The sequence below is a fragment of the Pseudomonas sp. Root401 genome, from assembly GCF_001425105.1.
Taxonomy (GTDB): Bacteria; Pseudomonadota; Gammaproteobacteria; order Pseudomonadales; family Pseudomonadaceae; genus Aquipseudomonas; species Aquipseudomonas brassicacearum.
The window spans coordinates 1-17,146 of sequence record NZ_LMDO01000039.1; the positions used below are offsets into that span (position 1 = coordinate 1).

The window sequence follows — 17,146 nt, forward strand, 5'->3', positions numbered from 1 at the left end:
TTGATCGAAGGCAACCGCGATGGCACGGTGCAGGCGATGTATTGGGTGAAGCGGGTTGGGGGTGGGACTTCTGCCTCAGAAATATTGCACATCAACATCGGCGCACAGGCGATACCGACTCTCGATAACGTCAAGGATGCCAACGGTGGAGAAATCCCGGAAAACACTGACACCGTCACGGCTAGCGTTTCGGTGAACGGAACGGCCAGCAAGGGCCGTAATGTCGAGATCTACGATGGCGGTGGGGCCAGTGCCGTGTTGAAATGCACTGAAACAGCCGACCCTGTGACGGGTATCTGGTCGCTCGCGAACATCGCGGTTGCTGTCGGCGGGCATCGTTTTTATGCCAAGGCGCTTTATTACACCGGCGGGACACCCTATTCGAATGTACGGTTATTTACGGTGACACCGGTTGTGACGCCAACGATCACGTCGGTGAAGGATCCGCAGGATAGCGAGATCGCCAATGGCGGCACGACCACTGCGACGACGGTCACGCTGCGCGGCAAGGCATCGAACAACCAGCAAGTCGAGATATTCGACGGCAGCACCTCGAAGGGCACCGCGCCGGTCAATGCCAATGGTGATTGGAGCAAGCAGGTTACTGGCCTCAGCGTGGCCACGCACAGCTTCACCGCCAAGGGACTCTATGGCAGCAATCCGGTCTCGACCGCGCGCACGCTGACTGTGATCGCTGTCGTGACGCCAACGATCACTTCGGTGAAGGATCCACAGGAAACCGAGATCGCCAATGGCGGCACGACCATCGCGACGACGGTCACCCTCAGAGGCAAGGCGTCGAACAACCAGCAAGTCGAGATCTTCGACGGCACCACCTCGAAGGGCACCGCGCCGGTCAATGCCAATGGCGACTGGAGCAAGCAGGTTACCGGCCTCAGCATGACCACGCACAGTTTCACCGCCAAGGGACTCTATGGTAACAATCCGGTCTCGACCGCGCGCACGCTGACGGTGGTCGCTGTCGTGACGCCAACGATCACCTCGGTGAGGGATCCACAGGAAACCGAGATCGCCAATGGCGGCACGACCACCGCGACGACGGTCACCCTCAGGGGCAAGGCGTCGAACAATCAGCAAGTCGAGATCTTCGACGGCACCACCTCGAAGGGCACCGCCCCGGTCAATGCCAATGGCGATTGGAGCAAGCAGGTTACCGGCCTCAGTGTGACCGCGCATAGTTTCACCGCCAAGGCGCTTTATGGCGGTGGTGAGACTTCGGCTCCTTATACCTTCACGGTGAACCCGGCCATACCGGACCTTGTCATCGACCCCAGTCCGGTGAATTTGAGTGCGGTACACCACCGTTCCCATGTAACCCCAACCCATCCTCCAGCAGGCGCCTACGTCGATCGGGTTGCGTCAGGAGGCGTGCCGCCATATGGCTATTCTTCGAGCAATCCAGACGTGGCCGAAGTGAACGCCTCGACAGGGCGCGTAATCTCCAAGGGCTCTGGCTCGGCAACTATCACTGCACGCGATCAAAGTGGCAAGACTGCTAGCTATACGGTGCACTGCGCCAATATCAGGTGGTATTTCGGGTATACCCGAGGCAATTATTTCAATAGTAACGCTTGGGTTCAGGGGCAAGGCGGCACGCTGCCGACGGAGGCGGAACACGCGGCCTTACGCACCAACTATGGCGGCAACGGTTTAACCGCAGGTATAGGCAACTCGGACATTTCAAGGAACTGGATTCCGGATCCGGGTGGTGCTCCGCTAGGACAGAAATATGTCATCGACCCGAGAGACGGGCGCAAATTCACCATCATGGATTTTGGTGGCCCCAGCGGAGCCAGCGCAAACGCGGATGGTTACGGTGTGAAGAATAAGTAGCTTCAATGTGACCTAAAAGGTCGGATCGGGCAGTGGACAGATGGCGTCATTTATCGGATCAATTGATGGCTTTGATGGCTTTGATGGCTTTGATGGCTTTGATAGGGCATTCGCGATGGGCAGGCGGTATTCGTTCGAGAATTCAGGCGCAATCAGGTAACGCTTTGTAGGTTGTATGTGAAATTGTGTAAGGGTTTTGCTCCTGGGAGGGGCGAGGATGTATATCCTTGGCAGCTTGAAGTTTCAGCGCTTCGTACCTTTGGATACACCCATGCCCAACATCCTGCTCGTCGAAGACGACACCGCACTCTCTGAACTGATCGCCAGTTACCTGGAGCGCAACGGCTATCAGGTCAGCGTGCTCAGCCGTGGCGACCATGTACGTGAACGGGCGCGCGTCGATCCGCCGGACCTGGTGATCCTCGACCTGATGCTGCCGGGGCTGGACGGCTTGCAGGTCTGCCGCCTGCTGCGGGCCGACTCGGCGACCTTGCCGATCCTGATGCTCACCGCCCGGGACGACAGCCACGACCAGGTGCTGGGCCTGGAGATGGGCGCCGATGACTACGTCACCAAGCCTTGCGAGCCCCGGGTGTTGCTGGCGCGGGTGCGCACCTTGTTGCGCCGCAGCAGCCTTACCGAGCCGCAGACGGTCAACGACCGCATTGTCATGGGCAACCTGTGCATCGACCTGTCCGAGCGCACCGTAACCTGGCGCGGACAAGCGGTGGAGCTGTCCAGCGGCGAGTACAACTTGCTGGTGGTGCTGGCCCGGCATTCCGGCGAAGTGCTGAGCCGCGACCAGATCCTGCAGCGCCTGCGCGGCATCGAGTTCAACGGCACCGACCGTTCGGTGGACGTGGCGATTTCCAAATTGCGGCGCAAGTTCGACGACAACGCCGACGAAGCCCGCAAAATCAAGACCGTGTGGGGCAAGGGCTATCTGTTCAGTCGTTCCGAGTGGGAATGCTGAGCCGATGTGGAAGCTGCTGATTCGCCTTTACCTGGTCACCATCGTGTCCTACAGCGCGGCGATCTACCTGATGCCGGAACTGGTGGTCCGCCTGTTTCACGACCGTTTCCTGACCTACAACCTCGATTATTCCCGTGGCCTGCAAACCTTGATGGTCAAGCAGTTCCGCGCCGCGCCCAGCGAGCAGTGGCCGGCGCTGGCGGCGCAGATGGACAAGGAGTTCGAGCCACTGCGCATCGAACTGGCTGCGGTCGATGATGGCGGCTTCAGTGCCGAAGAGCAGGCGCGTCTCAAGCGTGGCGAGAACGTGGTGCGTATCGGCGACTGGGCCTGGCGCACCTTGGCGGCGGCGCCGCTGGACGGGCGCACGGCGGTGAAGATGGTCGTGCCGCCGGACCCGGCCGACGTCAGTTGGTTGTACTGGAGCATCAACGTGTTGATCGGCGCGACGATGCTGGCGTGCCTGTTGCTCTGGTTGCGGCCTCACTGGCGCGACCTGGAACGCCTCAGGCGCACCGCCGAACGCTTCGGCAAAGGTCATTTGGGCGAGCGTACGCACATTGCCTCCAGTTCGAACATCGGCAGCCTGGCCCACGTGTTCGACACGATGGCGGGTGACATCGAGAACCTGCTCAACCAACAGCGGGACCTGCTCAACGCCGTGTCCCACGAACTGCGCACGCCACTGACGCGGCTCGACTTCGGCCTGGCCCTGGCCCTGTCCGATGACCTGCCGGCGGCCAGTCGCGAGCGCCTGCAAGGGTTGGTGGCGCACATTCGTGAGCTGGATGAGTTGGTGCTGGAGCTGCTGTCCTACAGTCGTTTGCAGAACCCGCAACGCCTGCCCGAACGGGTCGAGGTGGCGCTGGACGAGTTCATCGACAGCATCCTGGGCAGCGTCGACGAGGACCTGGCGGCGCCGGACGTGGTGATCGACGTGCTGTTGCACGGGGCACTGGAGCGTTTCGTACTGGACCCGCGGCTGACCGCACGGGCCTTGCAGAACCTGCTGCGCAATGCCATGCGTTATTGCGAAAAGCGCATCCAGGTCGGTGTGCTGGTGGGTGATCAAGGCTGTGAGATCTGGGTCGACGACGACGGCATCGGCATTCCCGACAGCGAGCGCGAGCGCGTGTTCGAGCCGTTCTACCGTCTGGATCGCAGCCGCGACCGCGCCACCGGCGGCTTCGGCCTTGGCCTGGCCATCAGCCGCCGGGCCCTGGAAGCCCAAGGCGGCACGCTGACCGTCGAAGCCTCGCCACTGGGTGGGGCGCGCTTCAGGCTGTGGCTGCCAACACCGTCCTGATGCAGGCTCGGTAACCCATCTGTAGGAGCTGATGTAGGAGCTGATGTAGGAGCTGACGAGTGCAACGAGGCTGCGATCTTGTCCCGGACAATTGAGTCGCAAGCGAACGATCAAGATCAAGATCAAGATCAAGATCAAGATCAAGATCAAAAGATCGCAGCCTTCGGCAACCCCTACAGAAGTGTCACCACCTACCCAAACAACCCCGCCGCAATATTGATCGAAAACCCCAGGATCGCCGTGTTGAACACAAACCCGATCAGCGATTGCGCCAGGACGATCTTGCGCAGTTGCCGCGTGGCGACGCCCACGTCCGAGGTCTGCACTGCCACGCCGATGGTGAAAGAGAAATACAGGAAGTCCCAATAGTTGGGCGTGGTCAGCCCTTCGGCAAACCGCAACGCCGGCTCCTTGCCTTCCCAGGTGTAATACAAGCGCGCGTAGTGCACGCTGAAGATCACCCCGATCAGCAACCAGGAACCGATCACGGTCATTGCCGTAAAGCCGTAGTGCAACAGCTTGCCGGCGGCATTCAGGTCGCGGCTGCCGGCCAGTTCGAGGGTGATGGTGGCCAGGCTGGCCAATGCCGCGATGCAGACCACCAGCAGGACCAGCCCGGCATTTTCATCTTCGATTTCGGCGATGCGCCGGACATCGGGCGCCTTGGCCCGCACGGTCAGCCAGGACATCAACACCAGGTAGGTCCAGACGCCGACATTCCAGCCGATCAGGATTTTGCTGATGATCGAGTCCACGGGAACCAGGATACCCACCGCCAGGCCAAGGACCGTGGCGCTGGACAGACGCGGGTGGGTGCGGGCGAGGAAGGGCATGGAGACTCACTGTGCGCAAAGGAGACTTAGTATGAGCCATCAAGCGAAGAGCCGATCGGCTATCGCAGTGGACTCGATCAATTGCACGCCCGCTTCCTGCATCCGCCGGATTGCCGCCTCCATCGAGCCGTCGATATCGATGCCCCGGCAGGCATCCAGCACCACAAACGCGTTGAACCCCGCCAACCGGGCATCCAGCGCCGAGAACATCACGCAGAAATCCAGGGCCAGCCCCACCAGGTAAACCGTGTCGATGCCGCGTTCCTTGAGGTAGCCGGTCAAGCCGGTGGGGGTCTGGTGGTCCGCTTCCATGAAGGCTGAGTAGCTGTCGATGTCCGGGTTGCAGCCCTTGCGAATGATCAGCTTGGCATGGGCGAGGTCGAGTGCCGGGTGCAGCGCGGCGCCGTTGCTGCCCTGTATGCAGTGGTCGGGCCAGAGTTTCTGCTCGCCGTAGGGCAATTGGACGATGTCGAACGGTTGCTTGCCCGGATGGCTGGACGCAAACGAGGCGTGCCCGGCCGGGTGCCAGTCCTGGGCAAGGACGACGTGCCTGAATGAATGCCCCAGCTGGTTGATCAGTGGCACGATCTCATCGCCCCCCGGCACGGCCAGTTGGCCGCCGGGGATGAAGTCGTTCTGTACATCGATGACTACCAGCGCGGTGGTCAAAGCCCGATTGGCGGCAACGCCCATGAGTGAATCCTCCTTGAAGTGGTTCTTCGATAGTAGCTGAACGGCCTGGGCCAGGTGCGTAGACTGACACACCGCCATCGCGAGCAGGCTCGCTCCCACAGGGGATCTGGTCCGGGCACAAGTTTTATATTCACTGGAGACCCAGTGTGGGAGCGAGCTTGCTCGCGATGACGGTGGCCCATCCGATATCTGTGCAAGCTGACACACCGCTATCGCGAGCAAGCTCGCTCCCACAATGGATCTGCGGTGAACACAGGATTGATGGTTTACAAAAATATTCACCCTGTGAGGGGTGGTGTCTTTCGTCGAAAATATTCCAGCTTTGATGGCTTTTTGACATTTGGTTCGTGCGTCCCTGTCACGATTAAGTACAATCGCCGGCCTTCAACCGGGCATGGAAGCAGTCCGGTCTCCAGTTACGAGAAAAAACCATGCTCATCGGCAGTTATTCCCCCGCCCTCGTTTCGATTTCCTTGTTTGTTGCTGTGCTGGCTTCCTATACCGCCCTGGACCTGGCCGGGCGGATCGCGACCGCCCAGGGGCGCGCCGCGCATTTGTGGATGACCGGAGGCGCGCTGGCGATGGGGGTGGGCATCTGGTCCATGCACTTCATCGGCATGCTCGCGTTCAGCTTGCCGGTGGAGCTTGGCTACGACGTATCGATCACCGCGCTGTCGCTGTTGGTCGCGATTCTTTCCAGCGGTTTTGCCCTGTGGCTGGTCAGCCAGCCACGATTGCCGGTGTGGCAACTGGCGTTCGGCGCGTTGATTATGGGCGCCGGGATCAGCACCATGCACTACACCGGCATGGCCGCGTTGCAAATGCAGCCAGGCATCGACTATGACCCGACGCTGTTCGGGGCTTCGTTGGTGATTGCCGTCGGCGCTTCGGCGGCGGCGCTGTGGATTGCCTTTCGCCTGCGCCAGAACACCCCCCACGTACGTCTGGCGCGTGCAGGCGCCGCGGTGGTCATGGGCATCGCCATCGTCGGCATGCACTACACCGGCATGGCCGGGGCGCGGTTCAGCGACGGCAGCTTTTGTGGCTCCCTGGACGGCTTGAGCGGCAAGGGCCTGGACAATCTGGTGTTGATCACCACCCTGGCAGTGCTGGCTATCGCCTTGCTGACGTCGATTCTCGATGCGCGCCTGGAAGCCCGCACCGCCGAGTTGGCCCAGTCCCTGACCCAGGCCAACCGGGAACTGACCCAGTTGGCCCTGCACGACCCCCTCACCGGGCTGCCCAACCGGGTATTGCTGGCTGATCGTATCGACCAGGCCATGCACCGTGTGCAGGAGCAGGGCGGCTGCTTCGCCCTGATGTTCATTGACCTGGATGGTTTCAAACCGGTCAACGACGCCTTTGGTCACCACATGGGCGATTTGTTGCTGCGGGACGTGGCCCTGCGCCTGCGTGAAGACCTGCGCAGCCAGGACACCCTGGCGCGGATCGGCGGTGATGAGTTCGTGCTGCTGGTGCAACTGGCCGAGCCCGATGATGCCTTGCGACTGGCGGCACGGCAGGTCGGCTTGATCGCACGCACGTTCCGGGTGGCCGACCATGACTTGCAGATATCCGCCAGCGTCGGTATCGCCCTTTACCCCGGCAACGGCCAGAGCGCCGACGAACTGTTGATGAACGCCGACGCGGCGATGTACCACGCCAAGGGCGCCGGCAAGAACGGCTACAGCTTTTTCGACGCATCGATGAACAGCAACGCCCGCAAGCAGTTGCAGTTGCTGCAAGACTTGCGCATCGCTGTCGAACAGCGGCAGTTCAGCCTGTACTACCAGCCCAAGTTCGACGCCGCCAACGGCCGTCCGGTCGGCGCCGAGGCCTTGTTGCGCTGGAGCCATCCGACCCAGGGCCTGTTGATGCCCGACACCTTCATCGACCTGGCGGAAAAGACCGGGCTGATCATCCCCATCGGCGAATGGGTGTTGAACGAAGCCTGTCGGCAGATGCGCGAATGGTACGTGCTCGGTTATACCGACTGGCGCATTGCGGTGAACCTGTCAGCCTTGCAGTTCTGCCATACCGGTTTGGTGCAGAGCGTGGCCAAGGCCTTGGAGACGCATCAGCTGCCGGCCAACAGCCTGACCCTGGAAATCACCGAAACCACCGCCATGAGCGATGCGGACGCGAGCATGACGGTGCTGCAACAGCTCTCGGACATGGGCGTGGACCTGTCCATCGACGACTTCGGCACCGGCTATTCGAGCCTGATGTACCTCAAGCGCCTGCCGGCCAACGAGTTGAAGATCGATCGCGGTTTCGTGCGTGACCTGGAGCACGACAGCGATGACGCGGCGATCGTCTCGGCCATCGTCGCCCTCGGCCAGGCCCTGGGCCTGCGGATCGTCGCCGAAGGCGTGGAAACCGATGTGCAACAAGACTTCCTGACCCAGTTGGGCTGCGATTCGCTGCAGGGCTATCTGCTGGGGCATCCACTGCCGGCTGAGCGGTTCATCCGCGACATTCGCCAGGCACAACGGGTGGCGGTGGGCTGAGACACCCTCAGGGAACGATATCGAACGCCGTGCTACCCAGCCGCTCGCCGTTGACCAGCAGGTGCACGGCATGCCGGCCCGCGTAGTGTTTGCGGGTGGTCAATTCGCGAATGTGCTGGGAGCGGCTGAGGTTGACGCAACCCTGGGCGGGCAGGTCGAAGGTCTTGAGCTTGAAGACTTTGGCCGAGGTGCCGCCCGAGGCTTTCACGTAGTCGACGGCGTAGTCGATCACCAGGCGTTGGCTCTGCTCAAGGGTTGATTGCACCGTGAAGGACAGGGTGACCTGTTCCCCCAGGCGAATCACCGCAGGCGTCACCTGCAAATCCAGCACCTGGACCTGTGCCTTGCCGCCAACCCCGATGACGCCCAACGCCCTGGGGTTGCCTTGTTTGATCAGGCTACGCAGCGCATGCCGGGCGATCCACGCCGTGTGGCGGTCTTGCAGGGGCCAACCTTCGATCTGGTCCAGCACCCAGTCGGGATGCTGCTTGGTGACGTCGTTGAGGTGGTTGGCCACGGATTTGCGCACATAAAGGCTATCGTCGGCCTTGAGCGTGTCGAGGATCGCCGCGGCGAGGTCAGGGTTGGCCTGGATCGGCTCCAGGTGAAACGACCACGGCAAGCGCGGCCGGCTGCCTTCGCTGGCCAGGCGGCGTACATGCTCGTTGGCGTCCAGCGCCCAGTCGTGCATGACCTTGAGGGTGCGTTCCAGGTCGTCGCGCAGGAAGTGCCGCACGGCGAATTCCGACGAGCCGAACCGGGTGAAATACTTGAGCGCGTCCAACGACACGTCGAAGCGCTGCCGGCCATAAGACGCCACGTAGTGCGGCAGGAACATGCTGACGAACATGCTGTTCAGGCGCGGGGCCAGGGCGCGCAGCACCTCCAGTGAAGCTTCATAGCCGAGGGGCAGTACCGCATGCAGGCACTCACTGACCCGGGCCATGCGCTGCATCACCGATAACTCGGCCAGTCCGTCGTTGGCCATGTGCAAAAACGCCGGGGCATCGAACGCCGGGTACACCGCGCGCATTTCGCCAGCGATGTGCTCCAGGCGCGCGCTGTTGAAGATTTCCTTGAGGGCAGGGGAAGAGGCGTTGGTGCTCATGATGGGTCCGTCCGGCGGGTGTTGGGCCAAGGCTTGCCACTATGCCATGCCAGGCACAACCCGTGGCGGGGAGCTTGCTCCCGCTCGGCTCTGTAGGCGCTGTCGAGTGCAACGAGGCTGCGATCTTTCCCCAGACACTTGAGTCTCAAGCGAAAGATCAAAAGATCAAAAGATCGCAGGCTTCGCCAGCTCCTACAGGGTTCAGCGGGAGCAAGCAGGGGGTACAGTTTCCAGAAATTAAGGAATGATTCGCCGGCCGCGAAGTCCCAGATTCAGTCCCTCGAATAACTGGAGTTTTTTTCTATGCGCAAACCATCCCTGATCGCCAGCCTGGTCCTGATCGCCGGCCTCGGAGCCCTTGGGCCTGTTGCGCAAGCGGTCGAGAAAACCGGAGACGCCCTGGAGCATTCGCCGAGCAATGGCCGCAGGCTGGTGGAGAACGACCGGGTGCCGGCGGACTACCAGCGCGCGGACAGGGCCATGAAAGACTGGAAACAGAAGAAACTCGAGCAACCGACAAACGAGCAGCAATGGGTGCAGATCGACGACAAGTACTTGCTGATCGAAACCGTGTCCGGCGCCATCGTCAAGATCGTGCCGGCCACGCGTTAGGTCAGAGCACTTCGCCTTTGTCCCACAGGTGAACCAGCTCGCCGGGTGCCTGGTCCTCAGGCACCTGCAGCACCATCTCGTCATCCTGGTCGTTGGCGCGATAGTGCACCTCGATCTGGAAAAAGCGCTGGTCGCCGCGCCCGGGCGTGGAGGACGTCAGCGGCAGGCATCCCTCCAGGACCGAACTGATGCGCGTGCGCTGGTCGAGGTCGCACTGGGCGAATTCGATTTCCCGTGGTCGGGTCAGCGCATGGATGGCGGCCACGCCGCCCTGACGCGACAGCCGTATCACCGCCTTGTCATCTAGGTCTGGAAGGGTTTTCATCAGCTCTCCTGTGTCAGGTCGACGCCGACCTGGGCCCAGCCGTTCTGCACCGCTTGCACTTCCCGCGTGCCGAAGCGCTGGCGGGCGTGCTCGACGGTCAGGCGGGCGAAGGCGCTGAAGGACGCGTCATTGGCCAATCTTCGGTCGCACAAGGTTTCATACCAGATCCGGCCGGCCTTTTCCCAGGCAAATCCGCCCAGCGTGGTCGCTACCAGATAAAAGGCCCGGTTGGGGATGCCGGAGTTGATGTGCACGCCGCCGTTGTCTTCACGGGTAATGACGAATTCGCGCATGTGCGAAGGTTGCGGGTCCTTGCCCAGCAACGGGTCATCGTAGGCGCTGCCGGGGTTGGACATGCTGCGCAGGCCGTCGCCGTTGATCTTGTCGGTGAGCAGGTCGGCGCCGATCAGCCAGTCGGCCTGGTCGGCGGTCTGTTCGAGCACGAACTGCTTGACCAGCACACCGAACACATCGGAGATGGACTCGTTCAGCGCACCGGATTGGTTGGCGTAGATCAAGCCGGCCTCGCTTTCGGTGACGCCATGGGCCAGCTCGTGGGCCACCACATCCAGGGAGCGGGTGAAGCGCTGGAAGATTTCGCCATCGCCGTCGCCGAACACCATTTGCGCGCCGTTCCAGAAGGCGTTTTCATAGCCCTGGCCATAATGCACGCTGCCCACCAGGGCGAAGCCTTTGTTGTCGATGGAGTCGCGCCCCAGGACCTTCCAGAAAAAATCATAGGTGGCGCCGAGGGCGTCGTAGGCTTCGTCCACGGCCGGGTCGCCACTGGCCCGCTGGCCTTCCAGGCGGACTGGCTGGCCGGGCAGTTCCATGCTGTTCTGGGCGTCATGCACGCTGCGTTGCGGCTGTCCGGCCTTGCCGGGCTTGGGCAGCTTCGCGGCGGCGGGAAGGTTGCCGGGTGGGCCGGGGTTGTGCCGCAGGCTGCGCACGTGGGTCAAGGTGCCGAGGGCGCTGGAACGTTGCTGTTCGGAGCCGTGGGCGATGATGCGATTGAGGATGTACGGCGGAATGAAACCGTGGAGCGGGCGAGAGTCGATCATCAGAAAATCCTTATCTGAAAAGCAGGGTCGATACCCATGTGAACCGAAGAGACCGTCGCGGTTCCCTGCCGCATGGCATACAACGTTTGCCATGCGCGCGGATTTCTGCGAAAACCCCGCGCCTGGATCACACGAGGGATACCGCCATGAATGAAGAGCTGCAAATCATCGACCTGGAACAGGGCGACGGCAAAAGCGTAGTCAAAGGTGCGCTGATCACCACCCAATACCGCGGCACCCTCGAAGACGGCACCGAATTTGATTCGTCCTATAGTCGCGGCAAACCCTTCCAATGCGTGATCGGCACCGGTCGCGTCATCAAGGGCTGGGATCTGGGTCTGATGGGCATGCAAGTCGGTGGCAAGCGCAAGTTGTGGGTGCCGGCCCACCTGGCCTACGGTGAACGGTCCATGGGCGCCCACATCAAGCCCAACGCCAACCTGATCTTTGAAATCGAGTTGCTGGAAGTCCTGACCCGGGACGATTGATGGTTGAGCGGGTCATGGCCTGTCGGTACATGACCGCTCGCTGAACAACGGGATGCGACCGTTGACGGAGGGGCGATAGCACCAGGTCAACTGATCCAGGGGCGGTTCGTGCTCCAGAATCGCCGTCAGCGTGGCGCAAGCGATGTCCATGGCCAGGGTTTGGCCCGGGCATTCATGGCGCCCGCTGCCGAAGCTGAAACTGCGGCGGTTCGGGCGGTCGAGCAGCAGGGTGTCGGGTCGGGGGTTGAGTTGCGGGTCGCGGTTGGCTGAGGCCAGCAGCACCAGGACCACCTCTCCAGGGTTCAGCGCAGTGCCGAGGATTTCGCAGGGCGCGGCGATGAAGCGGCGAGTGTTTTGCACCGGCGGGTCGAAACGTTGGATTTCGGCCAGCAATGAGCCGATCTGTGTGGGGGCCTCCCGCAGTGTCCGGCGCAGCGCTGGGTCGCCGATCAGCGCCAGCAACGCGTTGCCGATCAGGCCAGCGGTGGCTTCATAGGTTTGCGAGAGCAGACCGATCAGGTTGGCGATTTTACTGTTTGGATCAGCGCCTTCGAAGCCTTGGCCAATGCCCAGCAGCAAAGGGTTGTCCTGCGCCTTGATCCGCGCCTGGAATAAACCGGTCAGTTGCTCGCTGGCTCGGTGCGCCAAGTCCAGTTGTGGTGCTTGGCTCAGGGGCGACAGGCCAGCGACGAAGTCTCCGGTCAACTCGCTGACCCGGTGACAGTCCGTCGGGTTGAAACCCAGCAACGCCGCGACCACGCTGACCGGCCCGATGAACTGGGCCTGGTGCAGGCCTTCGGCGCCCTCTCGGAGAAAGCGGGCCCTGACCAGTGCCTCGACCTGCCGGGGATCGATGTCCTGCAACCGCGGCGCAATCGCCGCCCTTGGGCAACGCTGCCGCTCCCCTTCGTTCATGCGCATCAGGTGCCCGAACACCCGTCCGGTCGGCCCTTCGGCGATGGCCTTTGGCACCGGCTCGTGGGCTGGGCGCACATGGCAATCGGGATGGTGCAGCACCGCGCACACGGCCTCGGCGCTGCTGGCGATCCACAGGTTCAGCCCGGGATCGAAGGCCAGCCCGCCGGCAGCGCGCAGGGCGGTGTAAAAAGGGTAAGGGTCGGAATGCGTCGCGGCGGTTATCGGGTCCATGAAGCGCGGCCTTGTTCGTGATGGAGAAAGTGTTGCTACTATCTCCAGTCGATGCATGGCTTGATTCGTCGGGGAGCGAAATATGAACGCAGAGCACCATGACCTGGGCGTGTCCCAAGTGGCGGCGGCCATTGCCGAGCCGGCGCGCACCCGGATGCTGTGCGCGTTGATGGACGGCCATGCCCGCACCAGCACCGAATTGGCGAGTATCGCCGAGGTCAGCGCCTCGACCGCCAGCGCCCATCTGGCGAAACTCAAGCAAATGGCCCTGGTGCGCTTGCATGTCCAGGGCCGTCATCGTTATTACAGCCTGGCCGACCCGCGCGTCGCCCAGGCACTGGAGGCGTTGATGGTGATCGGCCAGAGCGCCGCGCCGACCTTCACCCCGCGTACACCGGATCGCCTGCAATTTGCGCGCACCTGTTACGACCACATGGCCGGCACCTTGGCGGTGCGCCTGCATGACCGGATGATCGAGGCTGGATGGCTGATAGAAGTAGAAGGCGATGGCTATCGGCTGAGTGAATCCGGCGAGGCGGTGTTCGAGGGCTTGGGCATCGATGTCCAGCACCTTGCCACGCAACGCCGACGATTCGCCTGTCCCTGCCTGGACTGGAGCATGCGCCGTCCGCACCTGGGTGGCGCCTTGGGGGCGGCGTTGCTGCAAGTGGCGATCAAGCGCAAATGGGTGATCCAGGACCTGGACAGCCGGGCGCTGGGGGTGACGGCCAGTGGTCGCCGGGAGATGGCGGGGCGGTTCGGGGTCAGTGCCGAAATCGATGTCAAACCCACTGGCGCTATCGCGAGCAAGCTCGCTCCCACAATGGGACTGCGCTGAACACAAAACCCAGAACCCCCAAGATCCCCTGTGGGAGCGAGCTTGCTCGCGAAGGGGCCTTCACATCCAGCCTCCATGCAAGCTGACCCACCGCCTTCGCGTGCAGGCTCGCTCCCACAATGGGGCCCGCGTTGAACACGAGATTGATGAATACCACGACCTCCTGTGGGAGCGAGCCTGCTCGCGATGACGATTCCAGCATCGCCACATCATCCAGCCATATGCCGGCGCCGATACTCATCCGGCGTGGTGCCCATCATTTTGCGGAACATGCTGATGAACGCCGAGGCGCTGCTGTAGCCCAGGTCCAGGCCGATGGTTTCCACGCTCTGGCCACGTTCGAGCAGGGCCAGGGCCTCGATGACTTTCAGGCGCTGGCGCCATTCCACCAATGACATGCCCAGGTCCCGCTGGGCCCGGCGCATCAGCGTGCGCTCGGTGGTGTTGGCGGCGCGGGCCAGTTGCGGCAAGGAGCGCGGGTCGCTGGGGTTCGCCTCCAAGGCCCGCAGCACGGGGCCCAGCAGTGGATCATCCGAGGACGGCAGGTAGCTGCCGACATGAGGTGCCTGCGCCAGCTTGTCCACCAACACCTGCAGCAAGCGCTGCTGCTCGGGCGTCTGCGGTTGGCTCGGTGGATCGCTGCGCAGCTCTTCCAGCAGGGCGCGGATCAGCGGGCTCAAGGTCAGCGCGCAAGGTACGGCCGGCAACGCGTCGCACAGTTCGGCGGCCAGGTACAACGAACAATGGCAGGCCTCATGGCGATTGAAGCCAACGTGTTCCATGTCCGGTGGCAGCCAGATGCCGTACTGCGGTGGCGCCAGGTAATGGTGCTGGGCAATTTCGATTTCCATCACGCCACTGTAGGAGTAGACGAACTCACCCCAGGCATGCCGGTGCCGGGGGTAAGTGGCATGGGCCGGCATGCACGCGCTGCGAAAGAAAATCGGCGAGGGCAGGGCCGCTTCGAACGGAGGAATTTTCAGATGTTGGGCTGGAGGCTGCATATCGACCGCAATGGCGGATTACCGGGATGGCTTGTCGGGTAATCACTATATCCAGCAAAGGTGTCAGGCAGACAATCCTTTCATCTCTTTCTGCCCAAGGACCGTTCCCATGACCACCCGCCGCGCCCTGGATGGCCAGGTCTGCGCCCTGATGACCGGCCTCTGTGCCATTTGGGGTTTCCAGCAAGTCGCGATCAAGGCCGGCGCCGCCGACATGGCGCCGATGCTGCAACTGGGGGTGCGCTCGGCCATCGCTGCGGCACTGGTCTGGTTGTGGGTGCTGGTGCGCGGTGAACGCCTGTTCCTGGCCGATGGCAGTTGGCGCCCAGGCCTGCTGGTGGGGTTGTTGTTTGCCTTGGAGTTCGTGATGGTGGGCGAAGGCCTGCGGCATACGACGGCTTCGCACATGGTGATTTTCCTCTACACCGCACCGATGTTCGCCGCCCTCGGCTTGCACTGGAAACTGCCGAGCGAACGCCTCAAGCCGGCGCAATGGCTGGGCATCGCCGTTGCCTTCGGCGGGATCGTGGTGGCTTTCAGCGGGGGTTCGGGCGCGGCGAACGGCAGTTCGTTGCTCGGTGACGGCATGGGCTTGCTGGCCGGTGCGCTGTGGGGCGCAACCACGGTGACGGTACGCTGTTCGCGGTTGACGAATCTGCCGGCCAGCCAGACGCTGCTTTACCAATTGGTTGGCGCCGGGGTGCTGCTGATCGGAATGTCGATGGCGCTGGGGCAAACGACGATCAACCCCACGCCACAACTCATTGCCAGCATGGCGTTCCAGGTGTTGCTGGTGTCCTTCGCCAGCTTCCTGATCTGGTTCTCCCTGCTGCGCCACTACCTCGCTTCGCAACTGGGGGTGCTGTCGTTCATGACGCCGCTGTTTGGCATCGGTTTTGGCGTCTGGTTGCTGGATGAGCCGCTGGAGCCGAACTTCATCGTTGGCGCGGTTCTGGTGCTGGGCGGGATCTTGCTGGTCAGCGGTTACGGATGGTTTCGCCAGCGTTGGGGGCGATGGCCGGTTTTGCGGCGGGGGTAGTGGGGGGCAGACCCATGTGGCGAGGGAGCTTGCTCGCGCTGGGCTGCGCTGTAGGAGCTGCCGAAGGCTGCGATCTTTTGATCTTTCGCTTGAGACTCAAGTGTCTGGGGAAAGATCGCAGCCTCGTTGCACTCGACAGCTCCTACAGAGCCCAGCGGGCGCAAGCGCCGGCTTGGATCAAACCTTGACGATCCAACCCGCTGGCGCTTCCACGTCGCCGGTCTGCACGCCGGTCAGCTCTTTGTAGAGCTTCTGGGTGATCGGGCCGACTTCGGTTTCGCTGTGGAACACGTGCAGCTTGTCCTTGTAGCTGATGCCGCCAATCGGGGTGATCACCGCAGCGGTACCGCAGGCGCCGGCTTCCTTGAAGTCCGACAGCTTGTCGATGAACACGTCACCTTCGATCACTTCCAGGCCCAGGCGCGATTTGGCCAGTTCGATCAGCGACAGGCGGGTGATGCCCGGCAGGACCGAAGGGGATTTCGGGGTGACGAATTTGTTGTCGTGGGTGATGCCGAAGAAGTTGGCCGAGCCGACTTCCTCGATTTTCGAGTGAGTCATCGGGTCCAGGTAGATGCAGTCGGCGAAACTGGCCTTCTTGGCCTGGGAGCCGGGCATCAGGCTGGCGGCGTAGTTGCCACCGACCTTGGCCGCGCCGGTGCCTTGTGGGGCGGCGCGGTCGAAGCTGGAGATCAGGAAGTTGTGCGGGGTCAGGCCGCCCTTGAAGTAGGCGCCGACCGGGATGCAGAAAATCGAGAAGATGAACTCAGGTGCGGTGCGCACGCCGATGTTGTCACCCACGCCGATCACGAACGGGCGCAGGTACAGCGCGCCGCCGGTGCCGTAAGGCGGGATGAAGCGCTCGTTGGCGCGGACCACTTGCTTGCAGGCTTCGACGAACTGCTCGGTCTCGACGTGCGGCATCAGCAGGCGGGCGCAGCTGCGCTGCATGCGGGCGGCGTTCTGGTCCGGGCGGAACAGGTTGATGGAGCCGTCCTTGCAGCGATAGGCCTTCAGGCCTTCGAAGCACTGCTGACCGTAGTGCAGGGCGGTGGAGCCCTCGCTGATGTGCAGCACGTTGTCTTCGGTCAGGGTGCCCGCGTCCCAGGCGCCATCGCGCCAGTGCGACAGGTAGCGCTTGTCGGTCTTGATGTAGTCAAAGCCCAGTTTGTCCCAATTGATGCTCTCGTTACCCATGACACCCTCTATTTCTTAACAACCGTCGAAACGGTTCAAGGCTTCTGACGTTTTTTTGATGGGGACAACAATACTTCATTCCGGGGCTGTTTCGCAGCCTCACTCGATGATTGTTCCCACGCTCCGCGTGGGAATACTTCAACGGACGCTCCGCGT

General features: G+C 62.4%; 16 protein-coding genes. 8 read left to right on the plus strand and 8 right to left on the minus strand.

All coding sequences use genetic code 11. The features are described 5' to 3' along the window. From ASC85_RS32520 to ASC85_RS23825, 3 genes are all read left to right on the plus strand, one after another. Positions 1-1,854 (plus strand): hypothetical protein (locus ASC85_RS32520; RefSeq protein WP_162254891.1); only part of this gene is annotated, 1,854 nt, incomplete at its 5' end. 271 nt (positions 1,855-2,125) lie between these two features. Continuing rightward, positions 2,126-2,827, plus strand: a complete 702-nt coding sequence (locus ASC85_RS23820) for a response regulator transcription factor (RefSeq protein ID WP_003202964.1) — start codon at positions 2,126-2,128, stop codon at positions 2,825-2,827. Positions 2,828-2,831: 4 nt separating this feature from the next. Then, on the plus strand, positions 2,832-4,133 hold the full coding sequence (locus ASC85_RS23825; RefSeq protein WP_057451639.1) for an ATP-binding protein: 1,302 nt from the start codon (positions 2,832-2,834) through the stop codon (positions 4,131-4,133). Between the two features lie 191 nt (positions 4,134-4,324). Here the strand turns inward: ASC85_RS23825 and ASC85_RS23830 are convergent, their stop codons facing one another. Further along, on the minus strand, positions 4,325-4,966 hold the full coding sequence (locus tag ASC85_RS23830; RefSeq protein ID WP_057451640.1) for a DUF1345 domain-containing protein: 642 nt from the start codon (positions 4,964-4,966) through the stop codon (positions 4,325-4,327). 39 nt (positions 4,967-5,005) lie between these two features. Continuing rightward, complete coding sequence (pncA, locus tag ASC85_RS23835) at positions 5,006-5,659, minus strand: bifunctional nicotinamidase/pyrazinamidase (protein WP_057451641.1); 654 nt, start codon at positions 5,657-5,659, stop codon at positions 5,006-5,008. A gap of 431 nt (positions 5,660-6,090) precedes the next feature. Between pncA and ASC85_RS23840 the strand changes: the two genes are divergently transcribed. After that, positions 6,091-8,169, plus strand: coding sequence for a putative bifunctional diguanylate cyclase/phosphodiesterase (locus ASC85_RS23840; protein WP_057451642.1), 2,079 nt, complete (start codon positions 6,091-6,093; stop codon positions 8,167-8,169). Between the two features lie 7 nt (positions 8,170-8,176). On the opposite strand, the gene ASC85_RS23845 is transcribed toward ASC85_RS23840, so the two are convergent. Further along, complete coding sequence (locus ASC85_RS23845; protein ID WP_057451643.1) at positions 8,177-9,277, minus strand: DNA alkylation repair protein; 1,101 nt, start codon at positions 9,275-9,277, stop codon at positions 8,177-8,179. Between the two features lie 303 nt (positions 9,278-9,580). On the opposite strand from ASC85_RS23845, the gene ASC85_RS23855 reads away from it, so the two are divergent. After that, on the plus strand, positions 9,581-9,889 hold the full coding sequence (locus ASC85_RS23855; protein ID WP_057451645.1) for an RcnB family protein: 309 nt from the start codon (positions 9,581-9,583) through the stop codon (positions 9,887-9,889). Position 9,890: 1 nt separating this feature from the next. On the opposite strand, the gene ASC85_RS23860 is transcribed toward ASC85_RS23855, so the two are convergent. Next, positions 9,891-10,214 carry a protealysin inhibitor emfourin gene (locus ASC85_RS23860; RefSeq protein ID WP_003202948.1) on the minus strand — a complete coding sequence of 108 codons (324 nt, stop codon included), beginning with the start codon at positions 10,212-10,214 and terminating at the stop codon, positions 9,891-9,893. Further along, positions 10,214-11,275, minus strand: a complete 1,062-nt coding sequence (locus tag ASC85_RS23865) for a M4 family metallopeptidase (RefSeq protein WP_057451646.1) — start codon at positions 11,273-11,275, stop codon at positions 10,214-10,216. Before ASC85_RS23865 ends, ASC85_RS23860 begins: the two co-directional genes overlap by 1 nt. A 146-nt stretch (positions 11,276-11,421) precedes the next feature. Between ASC85_RS23865 and ASC85_RS23870 the strand changes: the two genes are divergently transcribed. Then, positions 11,422-11,763 carry an FKBP-type peptidyl-prolyl cis-trans isomerase gene (locus tag ASC85_RS23870; protein ID WP_003202944.1) on the plus strand — a complete coding sequence of 114 codons (342 nt, stop codon included), beginning with the start codon at positions 11,422-11,424 and terminating at the stop codon, positions 11,761-11,763. A 12-nt stretch (positions 11,764-11,775) separates the two neighbouring features. Here ASC85_RS23870 and ASC85_RS23875 read toward each other — a convergent pair whose 3' ends face one another. Continuing rightward, positions 11,776-12,912 carry a cytochrome P450 gene (locus ASC85_RS23875; protein ID WP_057451647.1) on the minus strand — a complete coding sequence of 379 codons (1,137 nt, stop codon included), beginning with the start codon at positions 12,910-12,912 and terminating at the stop codon, positions 11,776-11,778. An 82-nt stretch (positions 12,913-12,994) separates the two neighbouring features. On the opposite strand from ASC85_RS23875, the gene ASC85_RS23880 reads away from it, so the two are divergent. Beyond that, positions 12,995-13,750: an ArsR/SmtB family transcription factor gene (locus ASC85_RS23880; protein WP_057451648.1), complete on the plus strand. Its 756-nt coding sequence runs from the start codon at positions 12,995-12,997 to the stop codon at positions 13,748-13,750. 209 nt (positions 13,751-13,959) lie between these two features. Here ASC85_RS23880 and ASC85_RS23885 read toward each other — a convergent pair whose 3' ends face one another. After that, positions 13,960-14,754 (minus strand): AraC family transcriptional regulator, encoded by a 795-nt coding sequence (locus ASC85_RS23885; RefSeq protein ID WP_014337838.1) that lies wholly within the window; start codon positions 14,752-14,754, stop codon positions 13,960-13,962. Between the two features lie 109 nt (positions 14,755-14,863). Between ASC85_RS23885 and ASC85_RS23890 the strand changes: the two genes are divergently transcribed. Further along, positions 14,864-15,793: a DMT family transporter gene (locus tag ASC85_RS23890; protein ID WP_057451649.1), complete on the plus strand. Its 930-nt coding sequence runs from the start codon at positions 14,864-14,866 to the stop codon at positions 15,791-15,793. A gap of 177 nt (positions 15,794-15,970) precedes the next feature. Here the strand turns inward: ASC85_RS23890 and ASC85_RS23895 are convergent, their stop codons facing one another. Further along, a complete protein-coding gene (locus ASC85_RS23895) occupies positions 15,971-16,990 on the minus strand; it encodes a branched-chain amino acid aminotransferase (protein WP_003202935.1) in 1,020 nt (339 codons plus the stop codon). Positions 16,991-17,146 lie beyond the last annotated feature (156 nt).